General features: G+C 61.6%; 23 protein-coding genes. 12 read left to right on the forward strand and 11 right to left on the reverse strand.

What is annotated here, in order from left to right; translation table 11 throughout:
- Positions 1 to 12: 12 nt before the first annotated feature.
- Together V6607_RS26355 and V6607_RS26360 are read right to left on the reverse strand one after the other, a co-directional pair.
- Positions 13 to 372, reverse strand: coding sequence for a PilZ domain-containing protein (locus V6607_RS26355; protein ID WP_134327238.1), 360 nt, complete (start codon positions 370 to 372; stop codon positions 13 to 15).
- Positions 373 to 598: 226 nt separating this feature from the next.
- Positions 599 to 973, reverse strand: a complete 375-nt coding sequence (locus V6607_RS26360) for a hypothetical protein (protein WP_003214151.1) — start codon at positions 971 to 973, stop codon at positions 599 to 601.
- Between the two features lie 175 nt (positions 974 to 1,148).
- On the opposite strand from V6607_RS26360, the gene pyk reads away from it, so the two are divergent.
- A complete protein-coding gene (pyk, locus tag V6607_RS26365; protein ID WP_003214149.1) occupies positions 1,149 to 2,600 on the forward strand; it encodes a pyruvate kinase in 1,452 nt (483 codons plus the stop codon).
- A 199-nt stretch (positions 2,601 to 2,799) separates the two neighbouring features.
- On the opposite strand, the gene V6607_RS26370 is transcribed toward pyk, so the two are convergent.
- Both V6607_RS26370 and V6607_RS26375 read right to left on the reverse strand, forming a co-directional pair.
- A complete protein-coding gene (locus V6607_RS26370) occupies positions 2,800 to 3,549 on the reverse strand; it encodes an enoyl-CoA hydratase-related protein (protein WP_003214147.1) in 750 nt (249 codons plus the stop codon).
- Positions 3,550 to 3,579: 30 nt separating this feature from the next.
- Positions 3,580 to 4,512: an iron-sulfur-binding ferredoxin reductase gene (locus V6607_RS26375; RefSeq protein WP_134327239.1), complete on the reverse strand. Its 933-nt coding sequence runs from the start codon at positions 4,510 to 4,512 to the stop codon at positions 3,580 to 3,582.
- Between the two features lie 216 nt (positions 4,513 to 4,728).
- Between V6607_RS26375 and V6607_RS26380 the strand changes: the two genes are divergently transcribed.
- The 4 genes from V6607_RS26380 to V6607_RS26395 all read left to right on the forward strand — a co-directional run bounded on the left by V6607_RS26380 (position 4,729) and on the right by V6607_RS26395 (position 11,163).
- Positions 4,729 to 6,252 carry a fumarate hydratase gene (locus tag V6607_RS26380; protein WP_003214142.1) on the forward strand — a complete coding sequence of 508 codons (1,524 nt, stop codon included), beginning with the start codon at positions 4,729 to 4,731 and terminating at the stop codon, positions 6,250 to 6,252.
- 216 nt (positions 6,253 to 6,468) lie between these two features.
- Entirely contained in the window at positions 6,469 to 8,235 is a 1,767-nt protein-coding gene (locus V6607_RS26385; RefSeq protein ID WP_003214141.1) for an ATP-binding protein, read from the forward strand.
- Positions 8,229 to 9,554, forward strand: coding sequence for a sigma-54 dependent transcriptional regulator (locus V6607_RS26390; RefSeq protein ID WP_008435499.1), 1,326 nt, complete (start codon positions 8,229 to 8,231; stop codon positions 9,552 to 9,554). Before V6607_RS26385 ends, V6607_RS26390 begins: the two co-directional genes overlap by 7 nt.
- 289 nt (positions 9,555 to 9,843) lie before the next feature.
- Entirely contained in the window at positions 9,844 to 11,163 is a 1,320-nt protein-coding gene (locus tag V6607_RS26395) for an MFS transporter (RefSeq protein WP_010169987.1), read from the forward strand.
- A 62-nt stretch (positions 11,164 to 11,225) separates the two neighbouring features.
- Here the strand turns inward: V6607_RS26395 and V6607_RS26400 are convergent, their stop codons facing one another.
- Entirely contained in the window at positions 11,226 to 11,981 is a 756-nt protein-coding gene (locus tag V6607_RS26400; RefSeq protein ID WP_134327240.1) for a hypothetical protein, read from the reverse strand.
- Between the two features lie 195 nt (positions 11,982 to 12,176).
- Between V6607_RS26400 and V6607_RS26405 the strand changes: the two genes are divergently transcribed.
- The gene (locus V6607_RS26405) at positions 12,177 to 12,809 is read left to right on the forward strand and encodes a flavin reductase family protein (protein WP_102605692.1); all 633 of its coding nucleotides are present in this window, start codon (positions 12,177 to 12,179) and stop codon (positions 12,807 to 12,809) included.
- Positions 12,810 to 12,950: 141 nt separating this feature from the next.
- Here the strand turns inward: V6607_RS26405 and V6607_RS26410 are convergent, their stop codons facing one another.
- Positions 12,951 to 13,199 (reverse strand): hypothetical protein, encoded by a 249-nt coding sequence (locus tag V6607_RS26410; protein ID WP_003214132.1) that lies wholly within the window; start codon positions 13,197 to 13,199, stop codon positions 12,951 to 12,953.
- A gap of 43 nt (positions 13,200 to 13,242) precedes the next feature.
- Positions 13,243 to 13,584 carry an antibiotic biosynthesis monooxygenase family protein gene (locus V6607_RS26415; protein ID WP_003214130.1) on the reverse strand — a complete coding sequence of 114 codons (342 nt, stop codon included), beginning with the start codon at positions 13,582 to 13,584 and terminating at the stop codon, positions 13,243 to 13,245.
- 326 nt (positions 13,585 to 13,910) lie between these two features.
- Between V6607_RS26415 and V6607_RS26420 the strand changes: the two genes are divergently transcribed.
- A complete protein-coding gene (locus V6607_RS26420; RefSeq protein WP_003214128.1) occupies positions 13,911 to 14,840 on the forward strand; it encodes an AraC family transcriptional regulator in 930 nt (309 codons plus the stop codon).
- Between the two features lie 152 nt (positions 14,841 to 14,992).
- Here V6607_RS26420 and V6607_RS26425 read toward each other — a convergent pair whose 3' ends face one another.
- The 4 genes from V6607_RS26425 to edd form a co-directional block, all read right to left on the reverse strand.
- The gene (locus tag V6607_RS26425) at positions 14,993 to 16,462 is read right to left on the reverse strand and encodes an ATP-binding protein (RefSeq protein WP_087694634.1); all 1,470 of its coding nucleotides are present in this window, start codon (positions 16,460 to 16,462) and stop codon (positions 14,993 to 14,995) included.
- Positions 16,452 to 17,183, reverse strand: coding sequence for a response regulator transcription factor (locus tag V6607_RS26430; RefSeq protein WP_003214124.1), 732 nt, complete (start codon positions 17,181 to 17,183; stop codon positions 16,452 to 16,454). The genes V6607_RS26425 and V6607_RS26430 overlap by 11 nt, the downstream gene beginning before the upstream one ends.
- Positions 17,184 to 17,337: 154 nt before the next feature.
- A complete protein-coding gene (locus V6607_RS26435) occupies positions 17,338 to 18,294 on the reverse strand; it encodes a glucokinase (protein ID WP_134327241.1) in 957 nt (318 codons plus the stop codon).
- Positions 18,291 to 20,117 (reverse strand): phosphogluconate dehydratase, encoded by a 1,827-nt coding sequence (gene edd, locus V6607_RS26440; protein ID WP_003214119.1) that lies wholly within the window; start codon positions 20,115 to 20,117, stop codon positions 18,291 to 18,293. The genes V6607_RS26435 and edd overlap by 4 nt, the downstream gene beginning before the upstream one ends.
- A 221-nt stretch (positions 20,118 to 20,338) precedes the next feature.
- Here edd and gap point away from each other — a divergent pair, with 221 nt between their 5' ends.
- The 5 genes from gap to V6607_RS26465 all read left to right on the forward strand — a co-directional run bounded on the left by gap (position 20,339) and on the right by V6607_RS26465 (position 26,510).
- Positions 20,339 to 21,340 carry a type I glyceraldehyde-3-phosphate dehydrogenase gene (gene gap, locus V6607_RS26445; protein WP_003214117.1) on the forward strand — a complete coding sequence of 334 codons (1,002 nt, stop codon included), beginning with the start codon at positions 20,339 to 20,341 and terminating at the stop codon, positions 21,338 to 21,340.
- A gap of 184 nt (positions 21,341 to 21,524) precedes the next feature.
- The gene (locus tag V6607_RS26450) at positions 21,525 to 22,043 is read left to right on the forward strand and encodes a sigma-70 family RNA polymerase sigma factor (protein WP_134327242.1); all 519 of its coding nucleotides are present in this window, start codon (positions 21,525 to 21,527) and stop codon (positions 22,041 to 22,043) included.
- Between the two features lie 61 nt (positions 22,044 to 22,104).
- On the forward strand, positions 22,105 to 23,073 hold the full coding sequence (locus V6607_RS26455; RefSeq protein ID WP_134327243.1) for a FecR domain-containing protein: 969 nt from the start codon (positions 22,105 to 22,107) through the stop codon (positions 23,071 to 23,073).
- A 117-nt stretch (positions 23,074 to 23,190) separates the two neighbouring features.
- Complete coding sequence (locus V6607_RS26460; RefSeq protein ID WP_134327244.1) at positions 23,191 to 25,770, forward strand: TonB-dependent receptor; 2,580 nt, start codon at positions 23,191 to 23,193, stop codon at positions 25,768 to 25,770.
- Positions 25,771 to 25,901: 131 nt separating this feature from the next.
- A complete protein-coding gene (locus V6607_RS26465; protein WP_003214109.1) occupies positions 25,902 to 26,510 on the forward strand; it encodes a biliverdin-producing heme oxygenase in 609 nt (202 codons plus the stop codon).
- Position 26,511 lies beyond the last annotated feature (1 nt).

Raw genomic sequence — 26,511 nt, forward strand, 5'->3', positions numbered from 1 at the left:
CGGATGCAGCACCTAGGCAGAGGCCTGCAACGGATCAAAGCTGAAGTAATCCAGCAGCGCGCTGATCACCTCCCCATATTCGGCAGGGGCCTGGGATATGCTGAACCCGGAATCGTAATGCTGGGGGTTTATATCCTCATGACACCACAGGCAGGTGGCCGTGAGGTCTACCGCCTGCACCTCACCCTCAGGCCCGGGGATCTTCAAGCGCAGCTCGAACTCCACATCGACCATCATGGGTAACTGGCTGATCAACATCAGGCCCTGCTCGGAAACATTGCCCAGATAGCCGATTGGCTTGTCCGTCAGGCGATTGAACACTTGAAGGAAGCAAGGTAACTGATGTCGCTCGATCCGTCGGGGAGTAAACATGATGAGGTCGCCATCCAATGGCCATGATTGTGGCCGCTCCAGTGATTCGAAACGAGCCTGAAGGCCCGCTCTCCCCGGATATCGGTGCGACAACCGCAAACGGGTTGCCACTTCTACAGCTGCCAAATCCGGGAACGCCATCCGTTTGAATAGAAACTTATACAAACTGACATTCAAAGATTAGCCCAAGACTGGCAACGAGCCAGCTATGGCATGACAAATATCATCACAACGACGCCGGCCGCGGCTGGGCAACGCTCGCGCCGGGGTAATGCCCCAGTTGCTGCAGGGTATCCAAACGGGCACGGGCACGGAATGCGTACTCGCTCGCCGGGTACTGGCTGATGATGAACTGATAGGTTTGCGCCGCATCGACAAACAGCTTCTCGCGCTCCAGGCACTGCCCGCGCAACATCGAGACTTCCGGTTGCACGTAGCGCCGGGAACGGCTTTCACGGTCGACCTGGGACAACTCAAGGGTGACCCGCTGGCAATCGCCCACACCGTAGGCGCGGTACGCATTGTTCAAATGATGGTCCATCGACCAACGGGTGCAGCCGACAACACTGACGGCCAGGGCAGCAATGATCACGATTCGCATGGGGGTTCTCCTGTCTTGTGCAGTGTATCGACCCTTCATCGAAAATCTTCAAGGTTGTTCATCTGTTCATGCAGAGTGAAAACAAGCGAATCATCGATAAGTAGTGCAAACGAACAATGACTACAACCAAAGAGCATAGTAGCCTTCCCCAGCGCTTGAACTCAGGAGTCCGTGCATGTCCGTCCGTCGTACCAAAATCGTCGCCACCCTTGGCCCGGCCAGTAACTCGCCGGAAGTCCTCGAACAGCTGATTCTGGCTGGCCTGGACGTTGCCCGTCTGAACTTCTCCCACGGCACCCCGGACGAGCACAAGGCTCGCGCCAAGCTGGTGCGTGACCTGGCCGCCAAGCATGGCCGCTTCGTGGCGTTGCTGGGTGACCTGCAAGGCCCGAAAATCCGTATCGCCAAATTTGCCAACAAGCGGATCGAGCTGAAGATCGGTGACCAGTTCACCTTCTCCACCAGCCATCCCCTGACCGAAGGCAACCAGCAAGTCGTGGGTATCGACTACCCGGACCTGGTGAAAGACTGCGGCGTGGGCGACGAACTGCTGCTGGACGACGGCCGTGTGGTAATGCGCGTCGACACCGCCACCCCGACCGAACTGAATTGCACCGTGATCATCGGCGGCCCGCTGTCGGACCACAAAGGCATCAACCGTCGCGGCGGTGGCCTGACTGCCCCGGCCCTGACTGAAAAAGACAAGGCCGACATCAAGCTCGCCGCCGAAATGGAAGTGGACTACCTCGCGGTATCCTTCCCGCGCGACGCCGCCGACATGGAATACGCCCGTAAACTGCGCGACGAAGCCGGCGGCACTGCCTGGCTGGTGGCGAAGATCGAACGCGCCGAAGCCGTAGCCGACGATGAAACCCTCGACGGCCTGATCAAGGCTTCCGACGCCGTGATGGTTGCCCGTGGCGACCTGGGTGTGGAAATCGGTGACGCCGAGCTGATCGGTATCCAGAAGAAAATCATCCTGCACGCACGTCGCCACAACAAGGCGGTGATCGTTGCGACCCAGATGATGGAGTCGATGATCCAGAACCCGATGCCAACCCGTGCCGAAGTGTCCGACGTGGCCAACGCCGTGCTCGACTACACCGACGCCGTGATGCTTTCGGCTGAAAGTGCGGCTGGCCCATACCCGCTGGAAGCCGTGCAGGCCATGGCACGCATCTGCGTCGGCGCTGAAAAGCACCCGACCAGCAAGACCTCCAGCCACCGTATCGGCAAGGTCTTCGAAAGCTGCGACCAGAGCATCGCCCTGGCGGCCATGTACACCGCCAACCACTTCCCGGGTGTGAAAGCGATCATCGCCCTGACCGAAAGTGGCTACACGCCGTTGATCATGTCGCGCATCCGTTCCTCGATCCCGATCTACGCGTTCTCCCCGCACCGCGAAACCCAGGCCCGTGCGGCCATGTTCCGCGGCGTCTACACCGTACCGTTCGACCCGGCATCGCTGCCGCCTGAGCAAGTCAGCCAGGCCGCGATCGACGAGTTGCTCAAGCGCGGCGTCGTGGAGAAAGGCGACTGGGTCATCCTGACCAAGGGCGACAGCTACCACACCATCGGCGGCACCAACGGCATGAAGATCCTGCACGTTGGCGACCCAATGGTCTGATTGACCGCTCGCTGAAAAACAAAAGCCCCGCCATGTGAATGGCGGGGCTTTTTGCATTGCAAATTGGCTTGTGTGTTGGCTTTACTGGCCTATTCGCGAGCAAGCCCGCTCCCACATTTTATCGCGTACATCCTGAAGAAACACGGTCGAATGTGGGAGCGGGCTTGCTCGCGAAGACGGCCGACCAGTCAACGCTCATTCATCTCCGAGTGATAAACCCCGACAACGCCGCAATCGCCTCCGGCGACTTCAACCTCTGGGTAAACAACGCCCCCTCCTCCTCGATCACCTTGCGCAACTGCTCGCGATCAACGCTTTTCATCAGATGCTTGCTGACCTGTACTGCGCCCGGCGCCAGGGTCTCAAACCGTCCAGCAATTTCCCGCGCCTTGGCCAGGGCCGATTCACCGCTGCCCAATGCCTCGGTGGCAATGCCCCAGGCGGCAGCCTGTTCGCCGGTAAACCCTTCACCCAACAGCAGCAACTCCGCCGCCTTGGCATGCCCCAGCAAGCGCGGCAGGATCAAGCTGGACCCAAACTCCGGACACAGCCCCAGGTTGACGAACGGCATGCGCAACCGTGCATCCCGGCTGACATACACCAGGTCACAATGCAGCAGCAGCGTCGTGCCAATTCCCACCGCCACGCCCGCCACCGCCGCAATCACCGGCTTGCGGCAGTTGAGCAAGCTGCGCATGAAATTGAAGACCGGGCTGTCGAGATCCGCCGGCGGTTGTTCGAGGAAGTCGCCAATATCGTTACCGGCGGTGAAGCACTCGCTGCTGCCCTGGATCAGCACGGCATTCACGCTGGTATCGGCATCCGCCTGCTCCAGCGCCTCGGCCAATTGGCTGTACATGGCGCGGGTCAGGGCATTTTTCTTGTCCGGGCGATTGAGCTGCAAAATCAGCAACCCGCGTTCGCGTTGCTGCAGGATGGCATCGGTCATGACAAATCTCGCGGCTGGGAAATTCAGCGCTCAACCACGGGGCAGGAACACATCGGCCAGCAGTTGATTGCGCGGCAGTCCGGCCAGGAACAGGCGCTTGGAAAAGGCCTCGACACTGGCCGGGTGCCCGCAGAGTAAAGCCAGAGTTTGCCGGGAAACAAGCCGCAGTTGCGCCAACGCCTGCGTCACCTCAGCCGCTGTCCATAGCTCAACGGTCACGTTCGGATGCGCACCAGCCAGCTGGGCCAATGGCCCGGCGAGGTAATGACCGCCCGCGTCATGGGCCAGGTGAATGACCCGGATGGCGCCCTGGTGATCCTGGCGCAAGGCCTCGCGCAACACGCCCCATAGCGGGCCGAGTCCGGTGCCCGAGGCCAGCAGCCAGAGCGGCCGCGATTGCCAGTCGGGGTCGTACTGCAAGGCGCCGCCCCGCAATTCGCCCAGGCGCAGGCTGTCACCGGCCTTGAATTGGCGGGCGGCGTCGCTGAATTCGCCGGGCAGGCGGCAATCAATGTGAAATTCGAGAAACGGATCTTCCTGGGGCAGGCTGGCCAATGAATAAGGCCGCGCAACGCTGCCGGCCCACAACACCAGATGCTGCCCCGCCCGGTAGCGCAAGCCGCGTTCGGGTTGCAGCCGCAAGCGCAGTACACTCGGGGTCAACCAATCGACGCTCAGCACCGTCGCCGGCAACCCGTCACGCAGCGGGTCGAAGGCTTCGACGTGCAAGTCACCTGCGACCTGGCACTGGCACGCCAGGCGCCAGCCATCCTGGCGCTGCGCCGGGCTCAGGGCATCCGGCTGGTTGTCCTGGATATCCCCCTGGCAACGCACCAGGCAGGCATGGCAGCTGCCGGCGCGGCAACTATAAGGCACGGCCACGCCCGCCTGGTTCAGGGCATCCAGCAAGTTGCTGCCGGCGGCTACCGACCAGTGGCGTTCACCGACGTGAAGTTCAGGCATCAAGGATCTCGGATCAAAAAGGCGTCTACAGGGAATCACGCCCGGTAGAGTTTGACCATAGTCGGGTGTATCGGCCACCGTGGCGGGTTATACTGCCGCGCCTTTTTAGCGTCGCGCCTGCACCACTTTGGCGTGCCTTGGAAAGGTGGCTTCAGCCGACCGATGCAACACTGACGCCACCTTTATTGAATGTTCCCTTATAGAGGAGCGCGACTCATGACCGTGATCAAGCAAGACGACCTGATTCAGAGCGTTGCCGACGCCCTGCAATTCATTTCCTACTACCATCCCGTTGACTTCATCCAGGCGATGCACGAGGCCTACCTGCGCGAAGAATCGCCAGCGGCCCGTGACTCCATGGCTCAGATCCTGATCAACTCGCGCATGTGTGCCACCGGCCACCGCCCGATCTGCCAGGACACCGGGATTGTCACCGTATTTGTACGTGTAGGCATGGACGTGCGCTGGGATGGCGCCACCATGAGCCTGGACGACATGATCAACCAAGGCGTGCGCCAGGCCTACAACCTGCCGGAAAACGTCCTGCGGGCTTCGATCCTCGCCGACCCGGCCGGTGCGCGTAAAAACACCAAGGACAACACCCCTGCCGTGATCCACTACTCCATCGTCCCGGGTAACACCGTGGAAGTGGACGTGGCCGCCAAGGGCGGTGGTTCCGAGAACAAGTCGAAAATGGCCATGCTCAACCCGTCCGACTCGATCGTCGACTGGGTGCTCAAGACCGTTCCGACCATGGGCGCCGGCTGGTGCCCACCGGGCATGCTTGGCATCGGCATCGGCGGCACCGCCGAGAAAGCCGCGGTAATGGCCAAGGAAGTGTTGATGGAATCCATCGACATCCACGAGCTGAAGAAGCGCGGCCCGTCCAACCGTATCGAAGAGATGCGCCTGGAGCTGTTCGAGAAGGTCAACCAACTGGGCATCGGCGCCCAGGGCCTGGGTGGCCTGACCACCGTGCTCGACGTGAAAATCATGGACTACCCGACCCACGCGGCCTCGCTGCCGGTGTGCATGATCCCCAACTGCGCCGCCACCCGTCACGCGCACTTCGTGCTCGACGGTTCGGGCCCTGCATCGCTCGAAGCGCCACCGCTGGACGCCTACCCGGAAATCGTCTGGGAAGCCGGCCCGTCGGCCCGTCGCGTCAACCTCGACACCCTGACCCCGGAAGACGTGCAGAGCTGGAAGCCGGGCGAAACCGTGTTGCTCAACGGCAAGATGCTCACCGGTCGCGACGCCGCGCACAAGCGCATGGTCGAGATGCTGAACAAGGGCGAAACCCTGCCGGTGGACCTCAAGGGTCGCTTCATCTACTACGTCGGCCCGGTTGATCCGGTGCGCGAAGAAGTGGTGGGGCCTGCCGGTCCGACCACCGCCACGCGGATGGACAAGTTCACCCGCCAGATCCTCGAGCAAACCGGCCTGTTGGGCATGATCGGCAAATCCGAGCGCGGCCCGACCGCTATCGAAGCGATCAAGGACCACAAGGCGGTTTACCTGATGGCAGTGGGCGGCGCGGCTTACCTGGTGGCCCAGGCCATCAAGAAATCCCGCGTCGTGGCGTTCGCCGAGCTGGGCATGGAAGCGATCTACGAGTTCGACGTGAAAGACATGCCGGTCACCGTTGCCGTTGATAGCAAGGGCGAGTCGGTACACATCACCGGTCCTGCCATCTGGCAGAAAAAGATCAGTGAAAGCCTGGCGGTTGAAGTGCAGTAAGCATTTCCCCGCAAGGATAAAAGGCGACCACTACGGTCGCCTTTTTTTGTTTCATGCACCTCTCACTGTGGCGAGGGAGCTTGCTCCCGCTCCAGTGCGCAGCGCTCCCATTTTTTTGGGGCCGCTACGCGCCCCAGTGGGAGCAAGCTCCCTCGCCACAACAGCCATGCGCCTCATGCTATGGTGCTCGCCCCTAATTGCACTGTTCATCCTCGAATGATCGCGATTCCCCGGCCTTTGCGTTTGACCTTCTACTCCCTGCTGATCATCGCCGGTGCGATGCTGGCTGCCGCCCTGGCCACCCGCCACGCCGAACGCCTGGCCCTGGTGGATGACGCCGCCCGCGCCAATCAGCAGCTCATGCTTTATGGCAACTCCCTGCACACCCTGATCGAACGCTACCGCGCCCTGCCCGCCGTGCTGGCCCTGGACTCGGAAATGATCAGCGCCCTGAAGGGCCCGCTGGACACCGCCACCCAGGATTTGCTCAACCGCAAGCTGGAGCGCATCAACGGCGCCGCCCAGTCCTCGACCCTGGAACTGATGGACCGCAACGGCCTCGCCGTGGCCGCCAGCAACTGGAACCTGCCCAGCAGTTATGTGGGGCACAACTACGCGTTTCGTCCCTACTTCAGCCAAACCTTGAGCCAGGGCACCGGGCGTTTTTATGCAGTGGGCGTGACCACCGGGATTCCGGGGTATTTCCTCTCCAGCGCGGTGGTCGGCGAGAACGAGCAGTTCCTCGGTGCCATGGTGGTCAAGCTGGAGTTCCCGGAACTGGAGCGCGAGTGGGCCCAGGGCAATGACTTGCTGCTGGTCAGCGATGCCCGGGGCATTGTGTTTATCGCCAATCAGCCGGGCTGGCGCTACCGCGCGCTGCGTCCGTTGTCGGACAGCGACCACGCCGAACTCAAGGCCACCCGCCAATACGACAAGAAACAATTGCTGCCGCTGGACACCGAAGCGTTGCAGCGCTTTGACGAAAACAGCCACCTGATGCGCGTCGACGGCCCCGATGGCAAGGCCAATTACATTTGGGAGTCCCTGCCGCTGAAGGCCGAAGGCTGGACCTTGCACCTGTTGCGCAAGCCACAGTTTGCCTTTGAAGACCAACGCAACGCCGGCCTCGCCGCCGCCGGTTCATGGCTGGCGCTGGTGTTCCTGGTGCTGTTCCTGACCCAGCGCTGGCGCCTCGCCCGCCTGCGCCAGCGCAGCCGCGAAGAACTTGAACAACTGGTGGAAGAACGCACCCGCGCCCTGCGCACCGCCCAGGATGGCCTGGTGCAATCCGCCAAACTGGCAGCGCTGGGGCAGATGTCTGCCGCCCTCGCTCACGAAATCAACCAGCCATTGACCGCCCAGCGCATGCAGTTGGCGACTCTGCGGTTGCTGCTGGACCATGGCCGGGTGGACGACGCCTACCAGGCCCTGACCCCGCTGGACGACATGCTCACACGCATGGCCGCGCTCACCGGCCACCTCAAGACCTTCGCCCGCAAGAGCCCCAGCGGCCTGCGCGAACGCCTCGACCTGGCGACGGTGGTGGACCAATCCCTGCACTTGCTCGATGCGCGCCTGCGGGACGAAGCCATCGGCACCGTACTGGACCTGACCCGCCCCGCCTGGGTACGCGGCGACGCGATCCGCCTCGAACAGGTGCTGATCAACCTGCTGCGCAACGCCCTCGACGCCATGGCCGACAAGCCACGCAAGCGCCTGGAGATCCGTCTGCACGCCGATCAGCAGCTATGGCACCTGACCGTCAGCGACAGCGGCGGCGGGATCGCCGAGGAAAACCTCAACAGCGTGTTCGACCCGTTCTTCACCACCAAGCCGGTAGGCGACGGGCTCGGCTTGGGACTCGCCGTGTCGTACGCTATCGTCCACGAACTTGGCGGGCGCCTGAGCGCCGGCAATCAAGGTGACGGGGCGATCTTTACCCTGACCTTGCCCATCGCACTGGAGACGCCAGACCTATGTTGAATGCGGTGATTGTGGTCGACGACGAAGCCAGCATTCGCACGGCCGTCGAGCAATGGCTGAGCCTGTCCGGCTTTGAGGTGCAGTTGTTCGGCCGCGCCGAAGAATGCCTGGCGCAATTGCCCAGGGACTTTCCCGGGGTGATCCTGAGCGACGTGCGCATGCCCGGCCTCAGCGGCCTGGAGTTGCTGGCCGAAGTGCAGCGGCGTGACGCCGACCTGCCGGTGATTCTGCTCACCGGCCACGGCGATGTGCCGATGGCCGTCGAAGCCATGCGCGACGGCGCCTACGACTTCCTCGAAAAACCCTTCAGCCCCGAAGCCCTGCTCAGCAGCCTGCGCCGGGCGCTGGACAAGCGCGGGCTGGTGCTGGAAAACCGCCGCTTGCATCAGCAGGCCGATCACCGTGCCCAACTGGAATCGAGCCTGCTGGGGGTGTCCCGGGGTTTGCAGAACCTGCGCCGGCAAGTCCTGGACCTGGCCGGCTTGCCGGTCAATGTGTTGATTCGCGGCGAAACCGGCAGCGGCAAGGAACTGGTCGCCCGTTGCCTGCATGATTTCGGCCCCCGGGCGAAGAAGCCGTTTGTGGCGCTGAACTGCGCGGCGATTCCCGAGCAGCTGTTTGAAGCCGAGCTGTTCGGCCATGAAAGTGGCGCGTTCACCGGCGCCCAGGGCAAGCGCATCGGCAAGCTGGAATACGCCAATGGCGGCACGCTGTTTCTCGATGAGATCGAAAGCATGCCGCTGGCCCAGCAGGTGAAATTGCTGCGGGTGTTGCAGGAGCAAAAACTCGAACGGCTCGGTTCCAATCAAAGCATCAAGGTGGACTTGCGGATCATCGCCGCCACCAAACCCGACCTGCTGGACGAAGCTCGCGCCGGGCGTTTTCGCGAGGACTTGGCCTATCGCCTGACCGTCGCACAACTGCGCCTGCCACCGCTGCGGGAACGCCGGGAAGACATTCCCCTGCTGTTCGAGCACTTTGCACAAAGCGCCGCCGAGCGCCTGGGCCGCAACTTCGCGCCGCTGAGCGGACCCGCGCTGGGGCGCCTGCTCAGCCATGACTGGCCGGGGAATGTGCGGGAGCTGGCCAATGCCGCCGAACGCCAGGTGCTGGGGCTGGGTGAACCGGAGCCGGAAGGCATCGAAGCCGGGCAATCGTTGGCGGCTCAGCAGGAAGCATTTGAAGCCCATTGCCTGAAAGCCGCGCTGACCCGGCACAAAGGCGATATCAAGGCGGTGCTGGCCGAGCTGCAACTGCCACGGCGCACCTTCAATGAGAAAATGCAGCGCCATGGCCTGGCGCGGGATACGTTCCTCTAACCCGATCGTTCCCACGCTCCGCGTGGGGATGCAGCTCTGGACGCTCCGCGTCCGCCCTTAAAATCGTGACGCGGAGCGTCATAGGATGCGCTCCCACGCAGAGCGTGGGAGCGATCTTCGTCGGCGGTTTTCCGCTCATCCCCCTTGATTCATCAGCAATTTTCCGCTCAAAAATTTCCGCAAACCCTTCTAGACCGGGCCTTCATCGGCTTGGCACAGCTCCTGCTATAGCCCAGCCAGGCTGCGCTACCGCGCGCTCCACAAAAACAATTAGATGAAGGATCCTTAAATGGATAACTCCAACTCCCTGCCTCTGGGGTCGGCGGCTGCGCCGGCAAAAGAACGCACCACCTCCAGCCGTATCAGGTCGATCTTCAGCGGATCGGTCGGCAACATGGTCGAGTGGTACGACTGGTACGTCTACGCGGCTTTCTCCCTGTATTTCGCCAAGACCTTTTTCCCGAAAGGCGACACCACCGCCCAACTCCTGAACACCGCCGCGATCTTCGCCGTGGGCTTCCTGATGCGCCCGATCGGTGGCTGGCTGATGGGCCTGTACGCCGACAAAGTCGGGCGTAAAAAGGCCTTGATGGCCTCGGTGTACCTGATGTGCTTCGGCTCTTTGCTGATTGCCCTGAGCCCGGGCTATGAAGCCATTGGTATCGGTGCGCCGATCCTGCTGGTATTCGCCCGTTTGCTGCAGGGCCTGTCGGTCGGCGGTGAATACGGCACCTCCGCCACCTACCTCAGCGAAATGGCGACCAAGGAACGTCGGGGCTTCTACTCCAGCTTCCAGTACGTGACCCTGATCTCCGGCCAGCTCATCGCCCTGGCGGTATTGATCGTGCTGCAACAATTGCTGACCACCGAACAACTGTACGACTGGGGCTGGCGTATCCCGTTCGCCATCGGCGCGCTGTGCGCGGTAGTGGCGCTGTACCTGCGTCGTGGCATGGAAGAAACCGAGTCGTTCACCAAGAAAGAAAAGGCCAAGGAAAGCGCAATGCGCACCTTGATGCGCCACCCCAAAGAACTGATGACCGTAGTCGGCCTGACCATGGGCGGCACCCTGGCGTTCTACACCTACACCACCTACATGCAGAAATACCTGGTGAACACCGTCGGCATGAGCATCTCCGACTCCACCACCATTTCGGCGGCCACGCTGTTCCTGTTCATGTGCCTGCAACCCATCATCGGCGGGCTGTCGGACAAGGTTGGCCGCCGGCCGATCCTGATCGCCTTCGGCGTCCTCGGCACCCTGTTCACCGTGCCGATCCTCACCACCCTGCACACCATCCAGACCTGGTGGGGCGCGTTCTTCCTGATCATGGCGGCGCTGATCATCGTCAGCGGCTACACCTCGATCAACGCCGTGGTGAAGGCCGAATTGTTCCCCACCGAAATCCGCGCCCTGGGCGTTGGCTTGCCCTATGCACTGACCGTGTCGATCTTCGGCGGCACCGCTGAATACATCGCGCTGTGGTTCAAGAGCATTGGTATGGAAACCGGTTACTACTGGTACGTCACCGCGTGTATTGCGGTGTCGCTGTTGGTGTATGTGACCATGAAGGACACCCGCAAGCATTCGCGGATTACTACGGACTAAGGGTTCGGCAGGCGTAAAAAAAGGGCCATGTCAGTCAATGACACGGCCCTTTTTCATTGCCCTCAAGACAGCTCGGCAGCCGCCTGGCGTCCATACCGACGCTGGGCATACGCCGCCCCGGCAATCATCACCACCAGCACCGCCGCCAACACGGCCGACGAGCCGATGGTGCCAAAGTCCAGCCCGCCCTTTTCATGGGGTTTGGTCAGGAAGTCACCCAGGGTTGCGCCGAACGGCCGGGTCAACACAAACGCCACCCAGAACAGCAGCACCGACGAAATCCGCGTGAAGTATTTAAGCAACACCACCACCGCGATACTCGCCCCGATCAGCAACGCGCCACCAGCGAACCCCAGCCCGGAATCATCCGCGAGGAAATCACCCAGCGCCGTGCCCAGGGTGTTGGAGAACAGAATCGCCATCCAGTAGAACAGCTCACCGCGAAAGGTCTGCACCTTGTTCACGTTCAGCGAGTCGCCGCTCATACGCCACAGGGCAAAGATCGCCACCAGGATCGACACCAGAATCATCGAGCCCGTGGCATAACCCAGCCCCAGCGTGCGGTCCATAAAGTCCGACATGGTGGTGCCGGCGGTGCTGGTGGACAGGATCACGATCCAGTACAGCACCGGGTTGTAGGTTTTCGACCAGAGTTGCGTCACCAGAGTGACCAGGAACACGCTGATCAGGATCATCGAGCTGATGGCGTAACCGACATTCAAGGTCATCGACAGCAAGTCCCCGGCGGTTTCGCCCAGGGTCGTGGCGCAGATTTTCATGACCCAGAACGCCAGGGTGATCTGAGGAAGTTTGTTCATTGTGCAGAAGGCTCCAAAGGCTCAGTCGTTCAATCGGTCGACTTACAGGGGGTGTCGACCTGGCGCGCAGACTGACCCGGGAGCTGTGAAAAATAGGTGGGGGCTGTATGAAAATTCCATATGGATGATAGAAATCCGCCGCGCCGGATTGCACTATGGTGCCCTCCCCAGAACCGCGCAGCAGGAACCCCGGCCATGTCCGACGATATTCATTTCTACGAACCCGCCAACGGCCACGGCCTGCCCCATGACCCGTTCAATGCGATTGTCGGCCCGCGCCCGATTGGCTGGATTTCGTCACACGACAGCCAGGGCCGCCTGAACCTGGCGCCCTACAGTTTCTTTAACGCGTTCAACTACATTCCGCCGATCATTGGGTTTTCCAGTGTCGGGCGCAAAGACAGCCTGAACAACATCGAACAGACCGGTGAGTTCGTGTGGAACCTGGCCACCCGCCCGCTGGCCGAGCAGATGAACCAGAGTTGCGCGCCGGTATCACCCGAGGTCAACGAGTTTGAATTGTCGGGCCTGACGCCGGTGGCTTCAAAGGTGATCGCCGTGCCTCGCGTGGGCGAAAGCCCGGTGTCGTTCGAGTGCAAGGTGACGCAGATCATTCAGCTGCAGCGCGCCGACAAGGAGCTGGTGCCAAGCTGGTTGGTGCTCGGCGAGGTGGTCGCGGTGCATATTGCCAAGTGGCTATTGAAAGACGGGGTGTACGACACAGCTGCCGCCCAGCCGATCCTGCGTGGAGGTGGCCCGGCGGATTATTTTCAGTTGGGGCCGGAAGCGCTGTTCAAAATGTACCGCCCAGGCGCCGCGAAACGCTGATTGGAACGAGATAAAAATGTGGGAGCGGGCTTGCTCGCGAAGGGGGCGTATCAGTCAATGCATATGCCAACTGATCCACCGCATTCGCGAGCAAGCCCGCTCCCACACAAGCCCGCTCCCAGATTTGGATCAGCGGTGTTTTTAGTTGGCGGAAGTTGCCCAAGAGAGCTGACCGTCTTCATCTACATCGACCAAGCGCTCCAGTTGCAGAGCTGCGGCATCGTCGGCGTCGGAGGCAGTCTTGAACGTCTGTCCATCGAGGATCTTGTGAAAGCGCGGTGCGCCCATGCCATCCAGCGCCTTGACGGCGATGGCGGCGCTATAGCCACCCTCTTCTTCACGCACCAAGGCGGAAACGGCTTCGTGGTGGGCAAACTCTTTACGTGCCATGTTGCAGGTCCTGGCCAATGGGAAAGGCGGCCATTCTAAAGCACTAGCCCGCCAGTTGCAGGTACTCGCCATAGGCATTGGCCGCCGAGGCGTCGGTAAAGGTCTGGAAGTCCATGCTGCGAACCACCATGTCATTCAACAACTCGGTGAAGACCATCAGCGCCGGCGAGCTGAAGTAGGCGCTCATCGCCTGCTCGCTGCTCCAGAAGCCCGACACCAACCACACATCCGGGTCGGCCAGGGAGTGCTGCAACGAGAATTGCAGGCAACCCTGAGCCTGGCGGCCCGGTTCGATCAAACTGCTCAAGCGTGCACCCAGTTCGGTGCTGTACCCGGTACGGGCACGGATAAAGGCCATATGGCTCGCGGGAATGGGGGTGGACATGTTCGACTCTCCCGTTGAGAAGTGATGCTCGGCAAGCACTGTGAGGGCGTGTTGCCACAGGATCAAAGATACGGGCGCGGGGGTGGATGCGGTTAGTCAATTCCTGCTGGCTTATTGCACAATCCTGCGAGATACGTAGATATAGCAATCGGCCTGCGAAGTTTATTCCCGGCATGACTGCCGTATTTCAGGGGCATGACAGGCCCCGGCTTGCCTGATTCACGATTTTTCGCAGGATCAGGCAAGGATTGTGCAGAATCGAAATACCGCTTTTTGCAAAGCCGCCCTTAAGCTGTGCCCATCGTCAAAGCACCAGAGGATGTCCCATGTCGTCGCCCGAACTTCGCTCCAAACCCCTCGACGCCGATATGGAAAAGCAGCGCGCAGAACTCGCCGGCATCGTTCGCCGGCATACCTGGGAGGATGGTTCCTACGGCACAGCGATCACGTCGCTGTATCTCAACCGCCATAACTCCCCGCGTGAATTCACGCCGGTGCTGGTTGAGCCCGCGCTGTGCATCCTCGCCCAGGGCAGCAAGGAAGTGCGCCTGGCGGATGAAGTCTTCGCCTACGACCCGCTCAATTACCTGGTGTTTTCGGTAGCGATGCCGGTGGCCGGGCGCATCCTTGATGCCACGCCGGAAGACCCCAACCTGTCGATTCGGGTGAATATCGACCCGGCACAGATCACCGCACTGATTGCCGAAGCCGGGCCGATGGGCGTGCCCCCGCGCCCGACCTCCCGAGGGATGTATGTCGACCGCCTGGACAGCCAGCTACTGGACGCCGTGCTGCGCCTGACCCGATTGCTCGACGCACCGAAAGACATCGCAATGCTCGCGCCGCTGATCAATCGGGAAATTCTCTATCGCCTGTTGCGCGGTCCACAGGGTTATCGGCTGTATGAAATTGCCGTCGCCAACAGTCAGAGCCATCGGGTGAGCCAGGCGATCACCTGGTTGAACGGCAACTACGAACAGCCCCTGCGCATTGATGACCTGGCCAAGGAAGTGAACCTCAGCGTCTCGACCTTGCACCACCGCTTCAAGGCGATGACCGCCATGAGCCCGTTGCAGTACCAGAAGCAACTGCGTTTGCAGGAGGCTCGGCGGTTGATGATCGCCGAGGGCCTGGAAGCCTCGGCGGCGGGGTATCGGGTGGGCTATGAGAGCCCATCGCAGTTCAGCCGCGAATACAGCCGGCTGTTTGGTGCGCCGCCGTTGCGGGATCTGGCCAGGTTGCGCCAGAGCGTCTAACCACGGTTATAACGCCGGATACTAATAATGTGGCGAGGGAGCTTGCTCCCGTTGGAGCGCGAAGCGGCCCCAAAAGAGGGGACTGCTGCGCAGTCCAACGGGAGCAAGCTCCCTCGCCACAAGTACTCAATCAGCTGCGGTATTGGTGGCGTTCAATCCAGGCCACGAGGCAGTTGCAAGGTCACCCGCAAACCGCCCTCCCGCAGATTCTGCAAACTCACTTCACCGCCATGGCTGTGGGCAATGTTGCGGGCGATACCCAGGCCCAGGCCGTAACCCTGTTGCTGCCCGGCCAGGCGGAAGTGCGGTTCGAAGACCTGCTCCAGGCGCTGTTCCGGCACGCCCGGGCCTTCGTCGTCGACGTGAAGGATGAATTCCGCGCCATCGTCTTCAATATGCAAATGGGCGTTCTGCCCGTACTTCAGGGCGTTGTCGATCAGGTTGCCGATACAGCGCTTGAGCGCCAGCGGCTTGCCCGGGTACGTCGTAAGTGCCCGACCATGTTGGGTCACGCGCCCATTGCCGTTGGGCGCCAGGTACGGCTCCACCAGGCAGTCGAGTACGTGGTTGAGGTCCACCGGTTCGATGTTTTCGTGAATGTCGGTGTCTTTCACACACTGCAGCGCGCCTTTGACCAGCAACTCAAGTTCATCCAGGTCGCGGCCGAACTTGGTTTGCAGGTTCTCGTCTTCCAGCAATTCCACCCGCAACCGCAGGCGTGTGATGGGTGTGCGCAGGTCGTGGGAAATGGCGCTGAACAGCTGGCTGCGTTCGGTCAGGTAACGGCTGATGCGTTCGCGCATGGCATTGAACGCGCGGCCTACTTCCACCACTTCGCTGCCGCCGCCTTCGGCCACCGGCTCCACGTCGGCGCCCAGGGACATGTCCCGCGCCGCCCTCGCCAGGCGCTTGAGTGGACGGCTTTGCCAGTGCACCAGCAGGCCGATAAACAGCAGCAGGAAGCCGCTGGTGAGCACGATAAACCACACCTGCTGGTATGGCAGGCCTTGTTCTTCGAGGCTGGTATAGGGTTCGGGCAGCAAGGAGGCAATGTAGAGCCATTCGCCCTGGGCCAGCTGGATCTGGGTGACCAACACCGGCGGATTCACCGGTTCCAGGGTCAACGCGTAATGCGCCCAGGAGCGCGGCAATTCATCGAGTTTCAAGCCGGCGTTGAAGATGCGCAGGTCTTCGGCGCTGACGAACTCCACCGAAACATGCACGTCGCTGCCCAGGGTCTGGCGCAACACTTCTTCGACAGCACCGAGCACTGCATGCTTGCGCGGGGTTTCCGGCAATACCGCCATGTCCAGGGGCTTGTCGTTGAGCGTCACCACAAACCGGGTACCGCCCATGCTGCGCAACTGGTCCAGTACCAACGGCCGGAAGGCCACCGGCAACGAGCGGAAATAACTGACGCTGGCGGTCATCGAATGCGCCAGGCTGCGGGCGGCGGTTACCAGGCCTTCAAGCTGGGTAGCGCGCAATTGCGAGACCCAGATCACGCTGGACAACGCCTGGGCAAACAGCACCGCCAACAGGGTCAGCAGTAACATCCGCCCCAGCAGCGAACGCGGTACCGGGATGCGCCGGCGCAGTTCACGCAGGCGCTCAGTGGGCATTGCCGGCAACCACGCTGGCTGCCAATTGATAGCCACTGCCGCGCACGGTGCGGATCAGCCGGGGTGGTTTTTCGGTGTCGCGCAGGCGTTGGCGCAGACGGCTGACGGCCATGTCGACAATCCGGTCCAGGGGCATCAGGTCGCGGCCACGGGTGGCGTTGCCGATGGTGTCGCGGTCGAGGATTTGCTGGGGGTGGTCGAGGAACAGTTTGAGCAGGGCAAAATCGGCGCCGGAAAGAATCACTTCCTCGCCGTCGACGTGGAACAGCCGGTGGCTGACCATGTCCAGGCGCCACTCGCCAAACACCAGCACCTCGCCGCCGCTGCGCTCCTGGCCAAACTGGCAGCGCCGCAACAAGGCCTTGATACGGGCCTGCAACTCACGGGGGCTGAAGGGTTTGCCGATGTAATCGTCGGCACCCAGCTCCAGGCCGATGACGCGGTCGGCTTCGTCGGAACTGGCGGTGAGCATGATGATCGGCACCTGGGCCTGGCGCGGGTGCTGGCGGATCCAGCGGCAGAGGCTGAAACCGTCTTCGTCCGGCAGCATCACATCAAGGATCACCAGGTCGCACGGCGCTTCGTTCATCGCCTGGCGGAACCCCGCGCCATCCGGCACGCCGCGCACCTGGAAACCGGCGCGGCTGAGGTAGGTTTGCAGCAACTCGCGGATTTCCTGGTCGTCGTCGACCAGGAGAATGGATTTACTGATTACGCTCACGGGGTCCTCCTTGTTGTCATGGCCAAGCTTAAGTCATTTGTTGCCCTTGAGGCCGCCTTCGCGAGCAAGCCCGCTCCCACATTCGACCTCATTCATCCAGTTGGAATGGGATTGAATGTGGGAGCGGGCTTGCTCGCGAAGAGGCCATCACTGCCTACGCAAATGCCTGCTCAAGCGCCACACCAGCACCTGTCAACCCTGAATACGGTGCCGTCACCAGCCACACCGGAATGCCTTTGAAGTAGTCGCTCATGCAGCCCTTGTCGCCAAAACTCCTGGCAAAACCACTCTTGATAAAGAAATCGGCAAAGCGCGGGATCACCCCACCCACGATGTACACGCCACCACGACCGCCGGTGGTCAGCACGTTGTTACCGGCAACGCGGCCCAGCCAGATACTGAACTGGTCCAGCACTTCCAAGGCAATCGGGTCGCCCGCCAGGCCAGCGGCAGTGATGGCCTCGGGAGTTTCCAGAACCGCCTCGTGACCGTCCACCGCGCAGATCGCCCGGTACAACCTGGGCAAACCGCCACCGCTCAAGGCAGTTTCAGCGCTGACATGGCCGATCTCATTGTAGATGTACTGCCACAGCTGGGCTTCACGCGGGCTGCTCACGGGCAGGTCGACATGGCCGCCCTCCCCCGGCAATGCCGCCCAACGGCCATGGCCGAGGTCGAGCAAGGTGCCGACGCCCAGGCCGGTGCCCGGGCCGATCACCACCGCAGGGCGCAACGGCTCCGGCGTGCCTTCGCACACCACGCGGAATTCGTCGGGCTTCAGGCGGGTCATGCCCAGGGCCATGGCCGAGAAATCATTCACCAGCAGCAGCTCGTCCACCTGCAAGGTCTTGCAGAACGCAGTCTTGCTCAGGCGCCAGTGATTGTTGGTGAATTTAAATTCATCTCCACTCACCGGCCCCGCGACCGACAGGCACACCGCGCCAATCGAGCCGATGGCCAGGCCTTCTTCCTTCAGATAGACCTGGATCGCCTCTTCCGGGCTGGCATGATCCGCCGTCGCATGGACGCGGATCGAATGCAGCTCCTGATCCCGCCACAACGCAAAACGGGCGTTGGTACCACCGATATCACCGACCAGCGCTAGCTTCACTTAAGTGTCTCCAAGGCAGAGGTAAAGGCGCTGGCGCCCTGCTCTGCGGAGCTTGCAGCCAAACGCATAAACGCAAACAACTCGCGACCGGCCCCCACGTTATTGCCCAGAAGGCCCGTGGCAGGCGCGCGCGCGGCAAATTCTTCGGCGTCCACCTTAAGCTCCAAGGTGCCTTTGACGCCATCCACGCGAATGATATCGCCATCGCGCACACGTGCCAGTGGCCCGCCGCTCTGGGCTTCGGGGTTGACGTGAATCGCGGCGGGAATCTTACCCGAGGCGCCGGACATGCGCCCGTCTGTTACCAACGCCACTTTGAAGCCACGATCCTGCAACACGCCGAGGAACGGGGTCATCTTGTGCAATTCCGGCATGCCGTTGGAGCGCGGGCCCTGGAAACGCATCACTGCAACAAAGTCTTTTTCCAACTCACCGGCCTTGAACGCGTCGGCCAGGTCTTGCTGGTCCTGGAACACCACGGCCGGGGCTTCGACGATTTGATGTTCGAGGGCCACGGCGGAGACCTTCATCACACCCCGGCCGAGGTTGCCTTCCATTACCCGCAGGCCGCCTTCCGGAGAAAACGCACGGGCCACGGGACGCAGGATGGTTTCGTCGAGGCTTTCGATCGGGCCTTCACGCCATACAAGCTCGCCGTCCACCAGGAACGGTTCCTGGGTGTAGCGGCTCAGGCCATGACCGGCCACGGTGTTGACGTCGTTGTGCAGCAGGCCGGCTTCCAGCAGTTCGCGGATCAGGAACGACATGCCTCCCGCCGCCTGGAAGTGGTTGATGTCGGCCTTGCCGTTTGGATACACGTGGGACAGGGTCGGCACCACCTCGGAGAGGTCGGCCATGTCATCCCAGGTCAGGATGATGCCCGCCGACATGGCGATGGCCGGCATGTGCAGGGTGTGGTTGGTGGACCCGCCAGTGGCGTTGAGGGCGATGATGGAGTTGACGATGGATTTCTCGTCGACGATCTCGCCGATCGGCGTGAAGCTGCCGTTGGCCTTGGTCAGGCGCGTGACCTGGTGCGCGGCTTCGCGGGTCAGGGCGTCACGCAGCGGCGTGTACGGGTTGACGAACGAGGCGCCCGGCAGGTGCAGGCCCATGACTTCCATCAGCAACTGGTTGGTGTTGGCGGTGCCGTAGAAGGTGCAGGTGCCCGGGCTGTGGTAGGACTTCATCTCCGATTCCAGCAGCTCTTCGCGGGTGGCCTTGCCTTCGGCGTAGCGCTGGCGCACGTCGGCTTTCTGTTTGTTGGAGATCCCCGACGGCATCGGCCCGCCCGGTACGAAGATCATCGGCAGGTGGCCGTAGCGCAGGGCGCCCATCATCAGGCCGGGGACGATCTTGTCGCAGATACCCAGCATCAGCGCGGCGTCGAACATGTTGTGGGACAGCGCTACCGCCGTGGACATGGCAATCACTTCGCGGCTCAGCAGGCTGAGCTCCATGCCTGGCTCGCCCTGGGTCACGCCGTCGCACATGGCGGGGGTACCGCCGGCGAACTGGCCAACAGAACCGACTTCACGCAGGGCCTTTTTGATTTGCTCGGGGAAATGTTCGTATGGCTGGTGGGCCGACAGCATGTCGTTATATGACGAAACAATTGCCACGTTGGCGGCGTTCATCATGCGCAGGCTGTTTTTGTCTTCGGTGCCACACCCGGCCACGCCGTGGGCAAAGTTGGCGCATTGCAGCTTGCCGCGCATCGGGCCGTCGCTGGCAGCGCCGCGAATGAGCGCAAGGTATGCCTCACGGGTTGCACGGCTGCGGGCGATAAGCCGTTCGGTGACCTCAAGTACGCGGGGATGCATGTATAGAACTCCAGGCTAACGGATGTGGCGACCTGAGTGTCTATGCTGGTCAAAAGCCCGCCGCGAAGAGGTTGGCAGGGTGTTGCTTGACCAATCGGACCAGTTGATTCAGGTCACTCGTTGTAGATTGAACAAAATATTGCCACTAAAAAGGCTTGTTTTCTATTTTTATGCGAATAATCTTGTAATTCTTACAACAAATCGACGACAGGCACCTTCCAATGACTCTACGTATCGCTATCAATGGTTTTGGCCGTATTGGCCGTAATGTCCTGCGCGCACTTTATACCCAAGGCTACCGTCAGGATTTGCAGATCGTCGCCATCAACGATCTCGGCGACAGCTCGATCAATGCCCACCTGCTTAAATACGACACCGTCCACGGTACTTTCGACGCAGAGGTCGCTCATGATCAGGAAAGCCTGACCGTGAACGGTGACCGGATTGCCGTGAGTGCCATTCGCAACCCGGCAGACCTGCCGTGGGCTGCGCACAAGGTGGACGTGGTGTTCGAATGCACCGGTCTGTTCACCGACCGTGACAAGGCCGCCGCCCATATTACCGCCGGCGCGCGCAAGGTGATCATCTCGGCCCCGGCCAAGGGCGCCGATGCCACCGTGGTGTACGGGGTAAACCATGACATTTTGCGTCAATCCCACCAGATCATCTCCAACGCTTCCTGCACCACCAACTGCCTGGCGCCCGTGGCCCAGGTGCTGCACCGCGAGCTGGGCATCGAAAGCGGCCTGATGACCACCATCCACGCCTACACCAACGACCAGAACCTGACCGACGTCTACCACACCGACCCGTACCGCGCGCGCTCGGCCACCCAGAACATGATCCCGAGCAAGACCGGCGCTGCCGAAGCCGTGGGCCTGGTGCTGCCGGAACTGGCAGGCAAGCTGACCGGCATGGCCGTGCGTGTACCGGTGATCAACGTGTCGCTGGTGGACCTCACCGTGCAACTGAAAAAAGAAGCCAGTGCCGAGCAGGTCAACGCGCTGCTGAAAGAAGCCAGCCAGCACTCGAAAATCCTCGGCTACAACACCCTGCCGCTGGTTTCCAGTGACTTCAACCATAACCCGCTGTCGTCGATCTTCGACGCCAATCACACCAAAGTCAGCGGCAAACTGCTGAAAGTGCTGGCCTGGTACGACAACGAGTGGGGCTTCTCGAACCGCATGCTGGATAACTGCCTGGCGCTGTGCAACGCCGAGTAATGCTCGGCCTGTAGGAGCGAGCTTGCTCGCGAAAAACGCAAAACCACCGCGTTTATTCAGGATGCCAGCGATATCGTTGACGCCCTTCGCGAGCAAGCTCGCTCCTACAGTAATCCAAAGTGCCACTTGCCATTTACGTTGATGATAAGCATTATCATTCGCTGCAAATCGGTCTGGTATCACTGTGAGCCAATCTCGTTTCAACCAAGTCTTCCTCACCCAGCGGGTGATTTTGCTGCGCACCTTGCAGCGGATGGTGAATAACCACAGCACCGCCGAGGACCTGTTGCAGGAAACCTACCTGCGCGTTACCCGGGCCCTGAGCGAACGGCCGATCGACCACCTCGAACCCTTTGTCTACCAGACGGCGCGCAACCTGGCGCTGGACCACCTGCGCGCCCGCAGGATTCAGGCCCGCACCCTGCAGGAAGATGTCCCGCTGGACGTCCTGCAAAGCGTCGCCTCCCCCGTCAGCACCCCCGAAGACGCGACACAGGCCGAGCAATTGCTCGAGCACCTGAGTGTCAGCCTCGGCCAGTTGACCGCCCGCCAGCAGCAGATATTCATCCTCAGCCGCCTGCACGGTTGCAGCTATCAGGAGATCGCCGACAAGCTCGACGTGTCCCTGAGCACCGTGCAGAAGGAACTGAAACTGATCATGGCCATCTGCATAGGTGTGGCCGAAAGACTGGATCGCCCTTAAGCTTTGTCGGCACAGTCTGTAGGACTATTGATTAAAACGTGGCGAAGACCCGAGGAACACCGTGACGGAACCGAATAAACGGCACCCCCATGAGCTGGCTCATGAGGTGTTGCAAGACGCGGCCATGGACCAAGCCCTCGACTGGCTGATCGCCTTGCAGTGCCCGCAACCCGGGCAGCAAGCGGAATTTGAAGCCTGGCTCGCCAACGACCCGTTAAACGCCGAAGCCTTCAACAAGGCCCAGACTGCCTGGAGCGGAGCGCCCGTTCACAGCGCTGCCGTCGCCCTGAATGCGCCACGCAAACCCAGCGCCTGGCGCCGTATCAAACCGCACTGGAAGCCCCTGGCCACTGCCGCCGTGTTGCTGCTGGGCCTGTTCAGCTTCAGCAACCTGCCTATGCGCCTGCAGGCCGACCATCTGACCGTGGTGGGCGAGCGCCAGCGCCTGCAACTGGACGATGGCTCGAAAGTGTTGCTCAACACCAATTCAGCCTTCTCCAGCAGCATCAAGGACCACCAGCGCATCGCCCGCCTGTATCAGGGCGAGGCGTTTTTCGAAGTGCTGCCCAGCCGTGGCCTGCCCCTGGAAATCGACGCCGGCCCGGTGCGCGCCAGCGTGAGGGACACCTCTTTCGCGGTGCGCTACTTGAACGGTGAAGCCCAGGTTCAGGTACAGCGCGGTGATGTCGACCTGAGCAACACGTTTGACGACGCGCGGGTGCGCCTGAGCGCCGGTGAAAGTATCCGCATCGGGCCCAAGGGCTTCGGCCAACCGGCCAAGCTCGACACCACCAAGGACCTGGCCTGGGTCGACGGCCGGTTGATCTTCGAAAACTGCCCGATGAGCGAAGTACTGGCCGAATTGCGTCGCTACTACCCCGGCTGGATCGTCAACAACAACGACAGGCTCGCCAGCGTGGCCGTCACCGGCAATTACCGGCTCGACCAGCCGCTCGACGTGGTGCGCTCCCTGGCCCACATCACCTCGGCCAAGCTCTCGGAATACCCGGCGCTGGTGATCCTGAACTAAATGAGAATTATTTTTACTCGATAGCCAGCGACGATACGTCTCGTTATAGCCAATGCAACTGATTCCTATTTGATTCAGTGCGCAACTATAAGATTCGTACCTTCCGGAGCGCTCTCGATGTCGTCTCGTTTCAACCGCCGGTCCTCTTCGCCCGTTCGCCGCCAGGGCTTGTCGCTGCTGACGGCCGCAATCCTGTTGGCCGGTGCGCCCGTCATGGCTGCCACCGCCGCCGAGCCTGCCAGCCGCAGCCAGGGCAATTACAGCTTCAGCATCGAGCAGCAATCCCTGGTCTCGGCGCTGAACGCCTTCACCGCGGTGACCGGCTGGCAAGTCGGCCTGCCGGCAGAACTGGGCCAGGGTGTGTCGTCCCCTGGCGTGCGCGGCTCATTGCCGGCGGATAAAGCCCTGGACCGGCTGTTGGTGGGGACCAACCTGGGCTATCGCAAACTGGGCAACAACAACATCGTGCTGGAAAAACGCGTCGCCGTCGGCGCCATCACCCTGCAACAGATGACCATCAGTGCCACCCGCCAGGAACAGGCCGTGGACAGCGTGCCCAGCACCGTGACCGTGCACGACCGCGAAGAACTGGACCGCCAGAACGTCAACACCATCCGTGAACTGGTGCGTTATGAGCCAGGTGTTTCGGTGGGCGGTGCCGGCACCCGCTCCGGCAATGCCGGCTACAACATTCGCGGGATCGACGGCGACCGCATCCTGACCCAGGTGGACGGCGTCGAAGTCCCCGACAACTTCTTCAACGGCCCCTACGCCAAGACCCGCCGCAACTACGTCGACCCGGAAATCGTCAAGCGCGTGGAAATCCTGCGCGGCCCGGCCTCGGCCTTGTACGGCAGCAGCGCCATCGGCGGCGCGGTGAGCTATTTCACCCTCGACCCCAACGACATCATCAAGCCCGGCCAGGACTACGGCGCGCGCCTGAAGACCGGCTACAGCTCCGCCGACGAGAGCTGGCTGACCTCCGGCACCGTCGCCGGTCGCGTGCAGGACTTCGACGGCTTGCTGCACCTGAGCCAGCGCAACGGTCACGAGATGGAATCCTACGACGGCAATAACGCCACCGGCCTGGCGCGCACCGGCGCCAACCCGGAAGATGCGCGCACCACCAACGTGCTGGCCAAACTGGGCTGGAACTACGGCGAAGAGAACCGCCTGGGCCTGACCTACGAAAAGTTCAAGGACGATCGCGACACCAACCTGAAAAACGCAGTGGGTGGCCCGTTTGTCGGTGGCCAGGGCTTCAACTTCTACCGCGGCCGCACGGGCAACGACACCATCACCCGAGAACGCTTCGGCATCGAAAACAAGTTCGCCCTCGACTCGCCGATTGCCGATCACATCAAGACCAGCCTCAACTACCAGATCGCCAAGACCGACCAGACCACCGCAGAAATCTACCAGCCATCGCGCAAGGTATTGCGCACCCGCGAAACCCTGTACGAAGAGAAACAGTGGGTATTCGACGCGCAGTTGGACAAGGCTTTCAGCATCGGCGAAACCGACCATGTCGTGACCTACGGCACCACCCTCAAACAGCAGAAAGTCACCGGTTCCCGTGAAGGCGCCGCGACCTGCCTGGCGGTCGGCGCAGGCTGCACCGCCATCGGTGCACCAAGCCCGTCGGCCGCCGACAGCGTGAAAAAAGCCAGCGACTTCCCCGACCCTACCATCAACTCCTACGCGCTGTTTGCCCAGGACCAGATTGCCTGGGACAAGTGGACCTTCCTGCCCAGCGTGCGGTACGACTACATCCAGCTCAAACCCAAGCTGACCCAGGAATTCCTCAATACCGTTGACCCGACACGCATCTACGACCATAGCGATTCGGAAAAGAACTGGCACCGTGTAACGCCAAAATTCGGCGTGACTTACGCCCTGACCGAGCAATACACCTGGTTCGGCCAATACGCCGAAGGCTATCGCACCCCGTCGGCCAAGGCCTTGTATGGCCGCTTTGAAAACCTGCAGCAGGGCTACACCGTCGAACCCAACCCGGACCTCAAGCCGGAAAGCAGCCGGGGTGTAGAAACCGGGATTCGCGGCAACTTCGACTCGGGCTCGTTTGATGTGGCGGTGTACTACAACAAGTACCGTGATTTCATCGACGAAGATGCCTCGGTTGCCGGTGGCACCGTCCAGCAGTTCGAAGCCAACAACATCAAGCACGCCACCATCAAGGGCGTGGAGGCCAAGGGCCGCTTGAGCCTCGACGCATTCGGCGCACCGCAGGGCCTGTATACCCAAGGCTCGATTGCCTACACCTACGGGCGCAATGACGACAACGGCGAACCGTTGAACAGCGTCAACCCGCTCAAGGGCGTGTTCGGCCTGGGCTATGACCAGCAGAACTACGGTGCCCTGGTCAGCTGGACCCTGGTCAAGAAACAGGACCGCGTCGACAGCACCACCTTCTTCGCCCCTGACGGCAACAGCGCCAACGGCCCGTTCAAGACCCCGGGTTTCGGCATCGTCGACCTGACCGGCTTCTACAAGGTCACCAACGACGTGACCATCAACGGCGGCCTGTACAACCTGACGGACAAGAAATACTGGAACTGGGATGACGTGCGCAGCTACGACAGCGTCGGCGAAGCCGGTGTGACCGGCCCGGCCAACCTCGACCGCCTGACCCAGCCGGGCCGCAACTTTGCGATCAATCTGATCTGGGACATCTGATCCATGGAGCCTCACCCCGGCGCGATTTAATCTGCGCCGGGGTGAGGATTTTTTACTGTGACGCGTCTTCTGGTTCGTCTAGTTCATAACAGCCTGGCAACCAGACGCTTTCTCTTCTCAAGGACTCCCCGATGACCGCCTCCCCTACCGCAGAACGTGCAGCCCTGCGCTCCCAGCGCCTGAACCAGATCACCAACGAACCGCACACCAAGCTCGATGCGTTGGTGAAGGCCCATGCACCGTTTGAAACCCAGGCCAACTTCGCCCGCTTCGTGGTCGCGCAGTACCTGTTCCAGTCGGAGCTGGTGGCGCTGTACAACGATGCAGAGTTGATCAAGATCGTCCCTGACCTCGCCGAACGCTGCCGTGCCGAAGCGGCCAAGCTGGACCTGGGCGACCTGGACACCGAAGTACCGGCACCGGTGGCCGGCGCGGTGAAAAACCCGAGCAAGGCCGAAGCCCTGGGCTGGCTGTTCGTGTCCGAAGGCTCCAAGCTGGGCGCCGCGTTCCTGATCAAGCGTGCCGTGGGCCTGGGTTTGAGCGAAACCTTCGGTGCCCGTCACCTGGGCGAGCCGGCGGGGGGTCGCGCTGAAGGCTGGAAGCGCTTCACCCGCACCCTCGACGCACTGGAATTCACCGCTGAAGAAGAAGCCGAAGTGGAGAAAGGCGCGATTGATGCGTTCGTGCGCTTCACCGTGTTGCTGGAACAGGCGTACGCTAGCGCCCCTGAGCTGGCCTGAT

Origin of the sequence: Pseudomonas sp. KK18 (assembly GCF_037094675.1) — a bacterium.
In the GTDB taxonomy this organism is placed as follows: Bacteria; Pseudomonadota; Gammaproteobacteria; order Pseudomonadales; family Pseudomonadaceae; genus Aquipseudomonas.